The organism is Actinomyces oris (genome assembly GCF_001937665.1).
Classification (GTDB): Bacteria; Actinomycetota; Actinomycetes; order Actinomycetales; family Actinomycetaceae; genus Actinomyces; species Actinomyces stomatis.
Genome location: NZ_MSKL01000005.1, coordinates 121,732 through 134,070 on the forward strand (window position 1 = coordinate 121,732; position 12,339 = coordinate 134,070).

Annotated in this window: 13 protein-coding genes and 2 tRNA genes; 3 read left to right on the top strand and 12 right to left on the bottom strand. The window is 66.8% G+C overall.

Annotated features, from left to right (window positions below; genetic code table 11):
- Positions 1 to 53: 53 nt before the first annotated feature.
- Positions 54 to 416 (bottom strand): MerR family transcriptional regulator, encoded by a 363-nt coding sequence (locus BKH28_RS01850; protein ID WP_075417235.1) that lies wholly within the window; start codon positions 414 to 416, stop codon positions 54 to 56.
- Between the two features lie 71 nt (positions 417 to 487).
- On the opposite strand from BKH28_RS01850, the gene BKH28_RS01855 reads away from it, so the two are divergent.
- A complete protein-coding gene (locus BKH28_RS01855; RefSeq protein WP_075417236.1) occupies positions 488 to 1,141 on the top strand; it encodes an RBBP9/YdeN family alpha/beta hydrolase in 654 nt (217 codons plus the stop codon).
- Between the two features lie 704 nt (positions 1,142 to 1,845).
- Here BKH28_RS01855 and BKH28_RS01860 read toward each other — a convergent pair.
- The 7 genes from BKH28_RS01860 to BKH28_RS01890 form a co-directional block, all read right to left on the bottom strand.
- Positions 1,846 to 2,289 (bottom strand): HIT family protein, encoded by a 444-nt coding sequence (locus tag BKH28_RS01860; RefSeq protein ID WP_075417237.1) that lies wholly within the window; start codon positions 2,287 to 2,289, stop codon positions 1,846 to 1,848.
- A 51-nt stretch (positions 2,290 to 2,340) separates the two neighbouring features.
- The gene (locus tag BKH28_RS01865) at positions 2,341 to 3,093 is read right to left on the bottom strand and encodes a metal-dependent transcriptional regulator (protein WP_075417238.1); all 753 of its coding nucleotides are present in this window, start codon (positions 3,091 to 3,093) and stop codon (positions 2,341 to 2,343) included.
- An 8-nt stretch (positions 3,094 to 3,101) separates the two neighbouring features.
- The gene (locus BKH28_RS01870) at positions 3,102 to 3,836 is read right to left on the bottom strand and encodes a vitamin K epoxide reductase family protein (protein ID WP_075417239.1); all 735 of its coding nucleotides are present in this window, start codon (positions 3,834 to 3,836) and stop codon (positions 3,102 to 3,104) included.
- Positions 3,837 to 3,930: 94 nt separating this feature from the next.
- Entirely contained in the window at positions 3,931 to 5,943 is a 2,013-nt protein-coding gene (locus BKH28_RS01875) for a metallophosphoesterase family protein (protein ID WP_075417240.1), read from the bottom strand.
- A gap of 8 nt (positions 5,944 to 5,951) precedes the next feature.
- Positions 5,952 to 6,809 (bottom strand): HAD hydrolase family protein, encoded by an 858-nt coding sequence (locus BKH28_RS01880; protein ID WP_075417241.1) that lies wholly within the window; start codon positions 6,807 to 6,809, stop codon positions 5,952 to 5,954.
- A gap of 115 nt (positions 6,810 to 6,924) precedes the next feature.
- Positions 6,925 to 7,098: a methionine/alanine import family NSS transporter small subunit gene (locus BKH28_RS01885; protein WP_075417242.1), complete on the bottom strand. Its 174-nt coding sequence runs from the start codon at positions 7,096 to 7,098 to the stop codon at positions 6,925 to 6,927.
- 1 nt (position 7,099) lies between these two features.
- Positions 7,100 to 8,680: a sodium-dependent transporter gene (locus tag BKH28_RS01890; RefSeq protein WP_075417243.1), complete on the bottom strand. Its 1,581-nt coding sequence runs from the start codon at positions 8,678 to 8,680 to the stop codon at positions 7,100 to 7,102.
- 227 nt (positions 8,681 to 8,907) lie between these two features.
- On the opposite strand from BKH28_RS01890, the gene deoD reads away from it, so the two are divergent.
- Together deoD and BKH28_RS01900 are read left to right on the top strand one after the other, a co-directional pair.
- Positions 8,908 to 9,630 carry a purine-nucleoside phosphorylase gene (gene deoD, locus BKH28_RS01895; protein ID WP_075417244.1) on the top strand — a complete coding sequence of 241 codons (723 nt, stop codon included), beginning with the start codon at positions 8,908 to 8,910 and terminating at the stop codon, positions 9,628 to 9,630.
- Between the two features lie 378 nt (positions 9,631 to 10,008).
- On the top strand, positions 10,009 to 10,287 hold the full coding sequence (locus BKH28_RS01900) for a DUF1540 domain-containing protein (protein ID WP_075417245.1): 279 nt from the start codon (positions 10,009 to 10,011) through the stop codon (positions 10,285 to 10,287).
- 119 nt (positions 10,288 to 10,406) lie between these two features.
- On the opposite strand, the gene BKH28_RS01905 is transcribed toward BKH28_RS01900, so the two are convergent.
- From BKH28_RS01905 to BKH28_RS01920, 4 genes are all read right to left on the bottom strand, one after another.
- Complete coding sequence (locus tag BKH28_RS01905; protein ID WP_075417246.1) at positions 10,407 to 11,294, bottom strand: hypothetical protein; 888 nt, start codon at positions 11,292 to 11,294, stop codon at positions 10,407 to 10,409.
- Between the two features lie 127 nt (positions 11,295 to 11,421).
- Positions 11,422 to 12,069 carry a MarC family protein gene (locus tag BKH28_RS01910; RefSeq protein WP_075417247.1) on the bottom strand — a complete coding sequence of 216 codons (648 nt, stop codon included), beginning with the start codon at positions 12,067 to 12,069 and terminating at the stop codon, positions 11,422 to 11,424.
- 85 nt (positions 12,070 to 12,154) lie between these two features.
- Positions 12,155 to 12,227: transfer RNA gene (locus tag BKH28_RS01915), tRNA-Ala, on the bottom strand.
- Positions 12,228 to 12,266: 39 nt separating this feature from the next.
- Positions 12,267 to 12,339, bottom strand: a tRNA-Ala gene (locus BKH28_RS01920).

Sequence of the window (12,339 nt, forward strand, 5' to 3'; positions counted from 1 at the left end):
GCCGGGGGGTTTCCCCCCCCCCCCCCCCGCCTGGCTCCTTGTTCCACTCGGGCTCACTCGCCGGCCATGGCCTTGAAGCGGTTGAGGGCGCCCTGCTCGCGTGCCAGTCGGCTACGGTGCCGGTTGATCCGCTCCTCAACGGCGTCGAGCTCGCGGCGCAGGCCGGGGCACATGGTGATCGCGACGGCTCGGTTGTCGCCGGTGATCTCGACGCAGTCCAGGTAGCGACGGGCGGCGGTAACACCGAGGCCGGTGGCCAGGATCGGCCGGATGCGTGCGACGACGTCGAGATCCTCGGGGCGGTAGTCCCGGTAGCCGGCCGAGGTCCGTTCGGGCACGAGCAGACCGGCCTCCTCGTAGTGTCTCAGGGAGCGGGGGCTGACGCCCGCCTGTCGGGCGAACTCTCCGATGCGCACGAGGAGATCCTTTCCGGTGAGCAGCTTCCACTTGACCTTGCCAATAGTGTCAATGTCTACCGTCCAGGGGCATGGATCACGTTACAGAACATCGCCCCTTTAACGGACTCGACGGGATCGACAGAGTCATTCTCGTCCACGGCTTCGGGGCGGGGCCTGACGACCACTGGTTTCCGTGGCTCGCGCGAACCGTCCGCCATGTCGAGGTGCCGCAGCTCCCTCATCCGGAGACCCAGGAGGCCTCGTCCTGGGCGTCGACCATCGCCGAGAGGATCGGGACGTCACCGGACGGGCTGGCGGGGCTCGCAATCGTGACGCACAGTCTTGGCGGCCTGACCGCACTGCGGGCGATCGAGCGAGTCATCGCGTGCGGCTCACCGATGAACGGCGACGGTCGGCACCTGGCGGCCTTCATCGCCGTCACGCCTTTCGCGCAGCAGCTTCCACCGACGGGAGAGGCGGAGCTCGACCATTTCCTCGTCACTGGACTGAACGGCTTTCTCGACGGCGCGAGCCCCGGTGAGCTGCGCCCGTTTCTGGGACCCACCACAGTCATTCACTCCGACAACGACCCGCTCGTCCCTCAGGCGGCTTCGTGGAGATTCGCCACCGAGATCAGTGCCGACATCGTCACCGTTCCAGGCGCGGGGCATTTCCTGGCCTCCGACGGCGTCACGTCGCTTCCACAGGTCGTGACGAGTCTCAGAAATCGAGCGACACCATAAGTCGCCCCCTATTCACTCCTCATCCCAATCTTGGGTTGACGTGCAGCAGCAAAATCTCCAATATCCGCCCTCAGACCAATAATGTACGCCATCACTGCACTCAGGGCCGTCGCCAAGAACCACATCAAGCATGACCCCACCGTATACTCCACTCCCACAGACCGAAGAAGGCGCCGTTAACGATGACACACAGCCAGGGGTGACACCTCTCGGCCATTGCTCGGTACATCACCCCCCCCTGTACCCGACCTCCTCACACCAACCACCAACAGACAAACCAGCAATCACCATCATAACTGCACCAGGCCCCACCCAGCCAGGCAGAACGAATGACAGCTCTCCGGGATCGATGAGCAGGACCATGAGAGCTCCGTACACAGAAGCAGTGACCCCGACCGCAATCCACCCTCTACGCAGCCTCATTGAAGAAACTTGAGGAGCATCTCCCGGAAACCACCCAGGAACCACAAGCCTACACACCACCGTTGCAATCAACGGACCCGTCATCACAAGTCTGTCCAGATAACCTCAGCAGCACTGTCGGGCTACCCCGGCCAACGATGTCGGGGCAGCCCGATCTCCAGTACTTCTCACTTGATTCATCAACGGAGATTGACTGACCGACACAGGTCCTGGGATACGCAGTCGCATCGGACTCTCGACACCGACGTCCTCTTCAAAGAGGACGTCAATTCAGAGCGTCATCACACCACAGGGTTGTCCATATGCGTGGGCACGAACTCGCCCCAGCCGTCCTCGACGAGGCCGGCCCGCAGGCGCTCCATGGCGGCGTCGAGCTCGGAGGCCTCGGGGTGGCGGGCCGAGGAGAAGGACAAGTCCTCCTCACAGCGGATCGGCAGCACATGGAGGTGCAGGTGGTCAACGCCGTAGCCGGCCACGACGAGCCCGGCCCGGGGCACCTCGAAGACGCGCACCTGCGTGGCGCCGATGCGCTTGGCGACCACGGCCAGGTGCGCCACCACGTCATCGGGCGCGTCCACGTAGGAGTCAACCTCGAGCCGCGGGACCACGAGGACGTGCCCGTCGGTGTGCGGCTCAATGGTGGCGAAGGCGACGCAGATCTCGTCCGCCCACACGAAACGGCCGGGGATCTCTCCCCCAATGATCTTGGTGAAAATCGTGCTCATGGCCCCATTCTCCCCCAGCCGCGCCCGGTTCCGTCCAGGCCCGGTCCCGAGTCAGGCCAGCAGCCACAGGGAGCCGTCGGGGATGACGGCCTCGGGAGCGCCCTCGGGCACTGCGCCGTGTGGACCCTCGGTATCCAGCAGGGTGATGACGGTCGCCCGACGGCGGCCACCTCCCTCCACCGCCGGTGCCACGGTGCCGCGATCACGGATCCGCACCCGGCTGTCCAGCCCGATACCGGCCCGCCTCAGGCGGCGCAGCGTCTCGGCGTCGTCCTGGATCCGTCCGACGACGCCGTCGGAGCCCACGGGCAGGGTCTCCAGGCCCACCAGGTCGGGCACGATGAGGCGGCCGTCCGCCGTAGGGATCGGGTCCCCGTGCGGATCACGAGTGGGGTGTCCCAGGACCGCGTCGAGCCGTTCCAGCAGCCGCTCGGAGACGGCGTGCTCGAGCTCCTCGGCCTCGGCGTGCACCTCGTCCCAGCCGAAGCCGAGCCGGGTGACCAGGTAGGTCTCCAGGATGCGATGGCGGCGGATCATGCCCATGGCGCGGCGTCTTCCCTCCTCGGAGAGGGTGACGGCCTTGTAGGGCTCGTGGACGAGCAGCCCCTCCTCCACGAGACGAGCCACGTTCTCCGAGGCGGTCGAGGGGGCCACCTCCATGCGTTTGGCCAGTCCGGTGACGGAGGCGCCCGCGCCGCCCCACTCGCAGGCGGCCCACACGACCTTGAGGTAGTCCTGTGTGACGGTCGAGTCCCCCGTCACCGAGGGCTTCCCACCGGAGCCGGTCGGGGCCCGCTGCTCCATGGGCGCAGTCACCCGAAGAGCCTCGCCAGCTGGCCGCCGAAGGCGATGACGATGGTGAGGACAACCGCCAGGTACATCGCCGCCATGATCCACCAGCGGGCCTTGAGGATGTCGAGCGCCAGGTTGTCGCGCAGCCCCAGGTGCCCGCCGGCCGCGGCCCAGGCCCACGAGTGGGCGGCCACCGGGATGGTGATGGACCAGATGACCATGCAGAAGGGGCAGAGCTTGCCGAAGGTCATGATGGAGACGGACAGGAACCAGATGACGAAGGCGATCCCGCCGAGGCTGCCGGCGCTGAGCCCCCACCACATCCAGCGCGGCAGGCGCGCGCCGCTGAGCAGGACCAGGCCGATGGCGGCCAGGGCCCCGAAGGCGATGGCCCCGACGAAGGAGTTCGGCACCCCCAGCAGGTTGCCCTGCCACACGTTGAGGGAGTCGCCGCAGGACACCAGGGGGCTGACGTCGCAGACGAGCTCCGCGTCCGGGTTGCGCAGCAGGTCGAGCTGGGCGCTGATGAGCTCCCAGCAGGCGAGGATCCCGATGAGCGCGCACACGGTGAGCAGCCAGCCGAATCCCCGCTCGGCTCCGGAGCGTCGCATCCAGGCAGGGCGCTCGCCCGAGTCGTCGTCGGCATCACGACGGGTGCGCCGGTCGAGCTCCTGAGCGGGGGCGGAGCCCAGGTAGGCCTCCAGCTCCTCCTCGCTCATCTCATCGATCTCGGCATCTGTGGGCATGCGCGACATCGTCAGTCTCCTCACCGCGGTGGTGCGTCACAGTTCTTCTGGGCGTCGTGGGGCTATCAAGACGAGAGCGTATGTCACAACGGTCGCCTGTGCCCTACCCGTCCGAAAGATCGGTCTCCCCCTGGGGCTCGGCCCCCTCCTCCTGCGTCTGCGAGGCGTCCTCAGATCTCGCGCCCTGCTGAGCCCCGGTCGGTGTCGGTACCGGGGTGGCCGAAGCCGACGGACTCGGGGTCGAGGCCATCGTGGCTGTCGTCTGTCCCGGGGCGACACCGGGAACGGATCTCCAGGCCCCCACCGTCACCGAGGCGTCGGAGTGGAGGATGACCGCACGCCAGGCCACCAGCGCTCCTGTGGAGTCGAAGGACATGACGTGGAGGAAGGCGTCCTCGGTGACCGAGCCCAGTGACGTGCCGCCCTTGCCCGCGCCCGAGATGATCCCGGTGACGGGACGACCGGTTCGGGGACTGATCGCCGTGGTCATCCCCCGCTCTGCATGGACGTGCCCGGCCAGGAGCAGCGGCGCGCAGCCCTCCTTCGTGAGCGTGTCGAAGGTGGCGGGCTGGTGGATGAGGACGACGTCGACCGGCGTGCCCCCGCAGCTGACCTCGGCCAGACGGGAGGCGATCTTCTCGGTGGTCTCGCCACTGCGGGGCTTGGTACCCGCCGCCGTCGTGCGCTCGGCGTCGTCGTGACCCAGGACGGTAATTCCGGCGACCGTCTGGACCGAGCCGTCGGTGACGGTCCATCCCTGGGAGCGCAGGCGGGCGGCGGTGGCGTCGGAGTCGTGGTTGCCGATCGTGGCGACCTTCTTCGTCGAGCTCGGGACCGCCTGGGTCAACGCGTCGACGCACACCCGCTCGGGATCCGAGCCGGTCATGGTCAGGTCGCCGTCGTCCATGTGGACATCGGCACCCGAGAGCTGGTCGAGGACCCCGGAGAAGGCGATGACGTCGAGGTTGCAGTGCAGGTCCGTAGTGAGCACGGCCGTCTTGCGTCCGCGCTCGGGCACTGATCGGGCTCCCGTCACCGAGATCGAGGGCGTCGCGGTGGCGCTCGGGCTCTCAGACGGCTGCGGGGCGGCGCCGGCCTCCGGCTTGGGGGCGGCCTTCACCAGGGTCTTCGCGGAGGACGCCTCGACCCGGGCCTGCAGGTCCTCGGTGTTCACCTTCCCATCGACGGCGGTGACGTCCACCAGCCCCTCAGTCTGCTCGGCGGCCTTCCAGGCCGCCCGTAGGTTGGTGTCCGCCTTGGCGTAGAAGCCCTTATTGGTCTCCACGAAGGTACGCGCCTTGGGACCGTAGGCGGTGACGACGTCGGCGATGCGTCCTGAGAAGCGGGCCTGGGCCAGCGGGGTCCCCTCCAGCACGGACAGGGTGGAGCCGGGCGAGGTGGCCGTGCGCATGGCCGGTACCAGGAGGGAGGTCACGGTGGCCACGGTCGCGGAGACCGCGACAGTCGTCGCCCAGCGGTGCGAGACGCCGGCTCGGACGGTCTCGCGCCAGGGCTTGGTCGGCGCCAGGCGCCAGGCGGCCGCACAGCACAGGAAGATCGCCTCGACGACCCCGGCCCGACGCAGGGCGTCGCCGGCCAGTCCGTAGAGACCCTGCCGGATCGTCAGATCGGGGTGGGAGACCAGTGAGAGGTAGGAGGTCGCATCGGAGGACAGGGACTGCCCCACACTGGCCGCATTGGCCGTATCGGGTGTCGGGTCACCCGGGATCTCCCCCAGGACCACCTTGACGCCAAGGATTCCGGCAGGGGACTCCATCGAAGCGGTCCCCAACGGCCCGAGATCCAGCGTGACGGTGGAGTCCAGCGTTGTCGACCAGGTCGCCTCATGCGGGCCGACCGGCGTCGAGGCCGTCGCCGTGGACAGCCCCAGCAGGAGGGAGACCGTGCTGGAGACCAGGATCAATGCCGCCGCACTGATCGCCGTGCGGGTACCGGGGCGACGACGACGCCACCAGATGCGCGGTGACAGCACCAGCGTCACGACCAGGGCGCAGCTGCGTCGCACGGCCGTCAGCAGATCGTCCCACATGTCTCCTGATCGTTCGGTGATGCCGGTGCCGGCATCGGTGTCAGAGTCTGAAGATGTCCGTACCACGGCTCACCTCAGAGACGAGCACCCAGCGCGACCTGGGAGGCGGGGTCCTCACCACCATGCGTCTGAGAGGCGATAAGACTCGCCAGGGAGGTGACGTAGGCGACGGTGTCCTGCCAGCCGCTCACGGCTTGACAGGGCACGCCCAGAGCCTTGACGGGGTAGTCGTTTCCCTCCGGGTCCAGGCGGTCACCGACGAAGATCATCTCCTCCAAGGCGATGCCGGTGACTTCTGCCAAGCGCCTCATGCCGTAGGCCTTGTCGACTCCCTTGAGAGTGATGTCGACGCTCGTGGAGCCACCCGAGCGGACCTCCAGGTCCGGCAGGAGGGGGGCGACGGCGTCTCGTAGGGCGGCCTTCTTCTCACCCGTGGGGTCCCACGCGCGTTTGGCGTCCAGAGGGGCCTCCTGCCCCAGGGCGGAGAAGGTGATCTGGCTGCCGCGGTCCTCCAGGATCTCCCCCCAGGTCCGTTCCTCCCACAGGCCGAGGCGGCGGGCCTGGGCCTCAACGATCTCGAAACCGGTGCGGATCTGCTCAGGAGTGAGGTCGTTGGCGTAGACCAGCATCCAGGCGTCCTCGTCGCGCTCGGCACGGGAGGGGTCGTAGGTGTAGTAGCGCGTTCCGCAGGTGGGCATGAGGTGGAGCCGGGAGAGCTCGTCGGCGTCGGCGTCGAGGTGGGCCAGGACCTGGTCGCGGAACTGCCCCACCTGTCCCCCGGAGATGATGCAGACAGGGACGACGTCGAGCAGCCGCCTGAGCGCTGTGGCCATGGCAGGTGGCATGGCCGACTTCGAGGGCGCCAGCGTGTCGTCGAGGTCGAAGGCCACCAGACGGGGCAGCACCCGGGGGCTCACATCAGTCTGAGTCATAGGCGTATTGTGTCCCACCCGTCTGGAAACCGGCCGAACCGGGCCCCAGACGGGTGGTGGAGTCAGTCTCTCTTTTCAGTGGATCTCGCCAGACGATCTCAGTGGACCACGCTGATCAGTCGGCCTGCTCTGGGTTGAGCATGTGCTCACGGGCCCGCGCCGAGGCCTCGGCCCGGGCATCACGGTCCTCGCGGCGTCCGCGTGAGATGAGTGCGGTGATGGACACCGCCAGACCACCCCAGATGATGACGATGGCAAGCAACATGATGAGCACGGCGATTCCGGTCATCTCAGTCCTCCTCCTGGGGATCGGCCTCCAGCTTGAGGGCCTCGAACTCATCCACCGGGGTCTTCCAGGGGATGAGGCTCATGACGGCGCTGCACAGGGCGACCACCAGCAGCATCCCCCATCCGAAGACCATGACGAAGCCGCTGGAGTAGGCCTCCGACTCATATCCTTCGGACAGATACGTCCACAGGGTCTGGACGAACATGTAACCCAGCAGGACGGGGACGACGACACCGACGAGTGCCCGCCACCACAGGCCGATCATCCGGGACTCGGAGACGGCATTGAGGTGGTCCTGAAGCAGCCTGGCGCGCCGCAGGACCCAGGCGACCACCACACACATGATGATGGCCGAGGCGACCACGCCGATGTTGTTGATGAAGGCGTCCACGACGTCGAGATCCGGCAGGCCCGAGCTGGTGGCGAACAGGACGAAGGACAGGACGGCGGCTGGGACGCCGACGACGAGGGAGGCCTTCTTCGGTGTCAGGTTGAGCTTCTCCCCCACGCCGGCCGCCACCACCTGGATGATGGAGATGAAAGAGGTCAGTCCCGCCATGGAGAAGGAGGCGAAGAAGAGCACCCCGAAGAACGCGCCGCCGGGCATCTGGGCGATGACGGTGGGGAAGGTGACGAAGGACAGAGAGGGCCCGGTGATCTTCATCTCGCTGATCCCGACATGCTGCGTGTGCGCCATGAAGCCGAGGGTCGCGAAGACGCCGATGCCCGCGAACAGCTCGAAGGAGGAGTTGGCGAAGCCCGCCACGAGGCCGGTTCCCACGAGGTTGGAGCGGCGCCGCTGGAGGTAGGAGGCGTAGGTGAGCATGATGCCGAATCCCACCGACAGGGAGAAGAAGATCTGTCCGAAGGCCGCCATCCACACCTGGTAGTCCAACAGGGCGGACCACTTGGGCGTGAACAGCGCATTGAGTCCCTCCCCCGCGCCCGGGAGCATGAGGGCGCGCACCACGAGGCCGGCGAACATGAGGACCAGCAACGGCAGGAAAATCTTGTTGGCCTTCTCCACGCCCCCGCTGACTCCCAGTGCGGTCACCACCAGACCGAAGCCCCACACGAACAGCAGCGGGAGGGCCACGCCCATGACGATCTCCGGGGAGTACCTGACTCCCTCCCCGAGCCGGTCCACACCGATGTAGTGCTGGAAGAAGCCGCCCGCATCGTCGCCCCAGGCGATGTTGACCGAGAAGAGCATGTAGCGCAGGGACCAGGCCACGACCACTGCGTAGTAGGTCATGATGACGAAGCAGATGAAGACCTGGAACCATCCCAGCCACTCGAGCTTGGTGGACAGGCGCCGGAAGACCGCCGGCGGGGAACCGCGGAAGCGGTGCCCCAGGGCGTAGTCGAGGAAGAGGATCGGCAGCCCGGCCGCCAGCAGTGCGATGACGTAGGGGACGATGAAGGCGCCGCCGCCATTGGTATAGGCCACGCCCGGGAAGCGCCAGATGTTGCCCAGCCCGATCGCCGAGCCGATGGCGGCGATGAGGAAGCCGAGCTGACCGCTCCACTGCTCTCGCGGGGGCGCCTGAAGAGACTCGCTCTCCCCTGTCTTGGAGGTCATGAGCACCTTCCGTGATGTGACGAACGAAGGCGGCTCAAGGGCCGCCTTTTCCTGCGGATCGGTCGCAGGCCCTTTTGTCGCTGGACGCTAGCCCAGCGACCACGATGTGTCGTCCGACGTCCACGATTTGGACGACCATCGGGGCGGCATCCTGTCTTTTCTCACGCGATCCATGCCACACTGAACACCACTGCCGACACCTGACTCACCACCCCGAGAGGATCCTCATGGCCACCCCTCACATCGCCGCAGAGCCCGGAGACTTCGCCCCCGCCGTCCTCATGCCCGGCGACCCCAAGCGGGCCCGGCGCATTGCCGAGCTCCTCATGGATGACGCCCGCCTGGTCACCGACGTGCGCGGAATGCTGGGCTTCACCGGGACCGTGAACGGAAGTCCGCTGAGCGTCATGGGCTCAGGGATGGGCCAGCCGTCCTTCACGATCTACGCCACCGAGCTGTTCAGCCAGTTCGGAGTGGAGCGGATCATTCGGGTGGGCACGGCCGGCGCCCTCTCCCCGAAGGTCAAGGTCGGCGACGTCATTATCGCCATCGGCGCCCACACGGATTCCTCCATGAACCAGCTGCGCATCCCGGGCGTCAACTTCTGCGCGGTCGCAGACTTCCGACTGGCAGCCGCCGCATACGAGGCCTCACTGCTCGAGCAGGGACAGGTCGATGGAACAGTCCACCTGGGCACAGTCATGTCACGGGACCACTTCTACTTCACCCCCGAGGGGCAGACCGAGGCGCTGGCAAGGCACGGGGTCCTGGGAGTGGAGATGGAGGCCGCAGCCCTCTACGGGGTCGCTGCCGAGTACGACAAGCAGGCACTGGCGATTCTGACCGTCTCCGACCACCTGCTGGATCACTCCGGCGACATGAGCGCCGCCGAGCGCGAGACACGTTTCGCGGACTCTCTGCGCCTGGCCGTGGCGGCCGCCCACAGCTGATCCACGCGAGGTCTTCCGGGACACCCGGCCCTCCGGGTGACCCGGAAGGTGGCAACTCCCCTTCTCCTGAGGCGGGGTGGGCGCAGCCCGCCCCGCCTTTGACGTAGCGCCCTGCGCACCGCGGCAGATCCTCGGCCGCATCCGAGCAGGACTGCCTTACCTGGGAGGAATAACGAAAACCGACAGCACACAACCCCTCCCGTTCCCAAGGGCCTCCAACGGGCGGAAACAGCCCGACACGAAGCACCGAAATGGCGGAATTTCAACGTTTCTTGATGCGGCTCGAAGCAGGGCAGGCTGCCCTTCGTTGCCGGTGGGCGGATGCGGATTTACGTTATTCATGTCCACAGCGCACATCCGCTCGAAAGGAAAAGCATCATGTCCGTCACCAAGATCTCCTCCTGCACCACCACCTCCTGCGCCTTCAACAACGGTGGCTGCACCGCCTTCGCCATCACCGTCGGCGGCGACAACGGCGCACCGGCCTGCGACACCTTCATCAGCCTCGACGCCCGCGGCGGCCTGCCGGTGGCCGAGGGCCACGTGGGGGCCTGCCAGCGCCTCGAGTGCGTCCACAACAAGGACCTCATGTGCACGGCCGAGGCCGTGACCGTCGGCGGCGACACCGCCTCCTGCAAGACCTACGAGGTTCGCTGACCGGAAGGCTCTCCAGCTCGAGCGGCTGGGGGCCAAACGGGGGATACCACCGCACGGTGGTATCCCCTGTTCCGGTCTCTGCGACCGGAACGTTCAGAACCACAACCGAGGCATACCGCTCAGGGACGGGCCAGGCGCTGCGGGAGGGCCTGGGAGGCGAGCCGCTCGAGAACCGGCCCGACCTCTGCGGCCTCGGTCAGGGCCTGCGGGAAGGAGACCACCAGAGTGGTGACCTCTTCCCCGGTGATGGACATGAGGGTGACTCCGTGGGCGTCGACGTCGACGCACAGGGTCCGGTCCCACAAAGTGGGGCACACCCCGACGGCGGGGCGGGAGGAGCAGATCCATCCAGGCATCTGACCCTCGCGCACGGCCTCACACACGGCCCGCAGCCCCAGCTGACCAACAGCGCTGACCGCCTCATGGGCGTCCATGATCTCCTGAGGGCTCCAGGAGGCTGAAGGCACTGCGCCGGCATCGGCCGAGTCGATATCGAGGATCTCCTCAATGTCGTGGCTGGAGACCCCGGAGACGCAGTGAAGCATGACCCGTTCACAGGTGATGACACCCAGCCGCCCACCAGGTCCCGAGGCGATCTCTCGGACCCGCTCGAGGGGATCCTCGCCGACGATGGCGCAGTGGCAGGCGGAGGCCCGAGAGGAGGCGAGGACCAGGGCACGGTCCTCACCCTCGATCCAAGTCAGGTTCCCGAGCAGATGAGCGGTGGCGGCCGTAATGCGAACACCGGGTTCAGCGGCATCGAGAGTGACGTCGAGCCGGATGTCGACGGCGACGTCGTCGGGCGCGATGGCCAGCGGGGTACCTTCGGGCGGGCAGGCGGCGACGAGGATCCGACCATCGGCCCGCATGGCATGAGCGACGAAGGCAGCCGGCGCGGATGGGTCGATGCGGTAGGCCGTCACAGCGGCACTCCCACTGCCGGCCAGGAGACGCCTGGCCATGCGCCGGGCACGCTGCATGATGTCGGGGACCTGAACGGACGTCACACGCTTACCTTCCTACCGTGTTGCCACATGCGGGGGCGGGGTGCTCCCGGCAACATCTGAAGGTGAGGCTACCCTCAGAGTCCCTGAGGGGCCAGTTCCTGACGGAAACCCGCACGTGGAGCGTGTCTCAGCGAGCCAGCCCAGGGAAGAGGTGCTGGATCCCGACAACGATCATCTGCACCGCGATCGAGGCCAGGATCATACCCATGAGGCGGGTCATGATGGTGCGCATCGTCATGGACAGGCGAGCACCGATGCTGGCTGAGAAGTAGAGGACGATCCCGAGCGCTACGAGGACGGCCGCCAGTGCAGCCGCAACCGCCGCATGCCCACCCAAGCCTCGAGCCTGGGACTGGATGACGATGATGGTTGCGATCGTTCCTGGACCCACGAGGATGGGGAAGGTCATGGGGTAGAAGGCGACGTCGTTCCCACCACCAGCAACGACGTTGCGCTGCTCCTTCTCCTGCGTACTCCCCTCGTGAGCGCTGGAGCCACTGCCATTGAGCATGGACAAGGAGATGATGAGCAGGACGATTCCGCCTGCGATCCGGAAATCGTCGACGCCGATGCCGAAGAATCTCAGGATCGTCGCACCGAGGAGCAGGACGACGGCGCACATGATGGTGGAGGAGATCGTTGTACGAACTGCTGTGCGCCGCTGGGTCGCAGCATCCTGTTCCTGGGTGAGGCTCAGGAACAGGGGCAGGTTGACAAAGGGGTTCATGATCGCGAAGAAGGCGCCCAGAGCCTTGACCAGCACAGCGGTAGCCATACCCGCATTGTGCCGCATACTCCAGCGGCAAGCAGGGGAACAAAATGGCCCTCGCCTGGACGGCGGGGCCTGATCGGTGTCTTTGTGGAGCTAGGGGGATTCGAACCCCCGACCTCTTCCATGCCATGGAAGCGCGCTACCAACTGCGCCATAGCCCCTTCACGGGTGTCCCACTCGGGTTCATTCCGAGAGGATCGTGGAGCTAGGGGGATTCGAACCCCCGACCTCTTCCATGCCATGGAAGCGCGCTACCAACTGCGCCATAGCCCC

What these genes read in the sequence shown, in the direction of transcription:
- BKH28_RS01860 (WP_075417237.1), bottom strand. Translation starts at nt 2,289, where the DNA reads ATGAGCACGATTTTCACCAAGATCATTGGGGGAGAGATCCCCGGCCGT.
- BKH28_RS01900 (WP_075417245.1), top strand. Translation starts at nt 10,009, where the DNA reads ATGTCCGTCACCAAGATCTCCTCCTGCACCACCACCTCCTGCGCCTTC.
- BKH28_RS01855 (WP_075417236.1), top strand. Translation starts at nt 488, where the DNA reads ATGGATCACGTTACAGAACATCGCCCCTTTAACGGACTCGACGGGATC.
- BKH28_RS01885 (WP_075417242.1), bottom strand. Translation starts at nt 7,098, where the DNA reads ATGACCGGAATCGCCGTGCTCATCATGTTGCTTGCCATCGTCATCATC.
- BKH28_RS01910 (WP_075417247.1), bottom strand. Translation starts at nt 12,069, where the DNA reads ATGGCTACCGCTGTGCTGGTCAAGGCTCTGGGCGCCTTCTTCGCGATC.
- BKH28_RS01870 (WP_075417239.1), bottom strand. Translation starts at nt 3,836, where the DNA reads ATGTCGCGCATGCCCACAGATGCCGAGATCGATGAGATGAGCGAGGAG.
- deoD (WP_075417244.1), top strand. Translation starts at nt 8,908, where the DNA reads ATGGCCACCCCTCACATCGCCGCAGAGCCCGGAGACTTCGCCCCCGCC.
- BKH28_RS01865 (WP_075417238.1), bottom strand. Translation starts at nt 3,093, where the DNA reads ATGGAGCAGCGGGCCCCGACCGGCTCCGGTGGGAAGCCCTCGGTGACG.
- BKH28_RS01880 (WP_075417241.1), bottom strand. Translation starts at nt 6,809, where the DNA reads ATGACTCAGACTGATGTGAGCCCCCGGGTGCTGCCCCGTCTGGTGGCC.
- BKH28_RS01890 (WP_075417243.1), bottom strand. Translation starts at nt 8,680, where the DNA reads ATGACCTCCAAGACAGGGGAGAGCGAGTCTCTTCAGGCGCCCCCGCGA.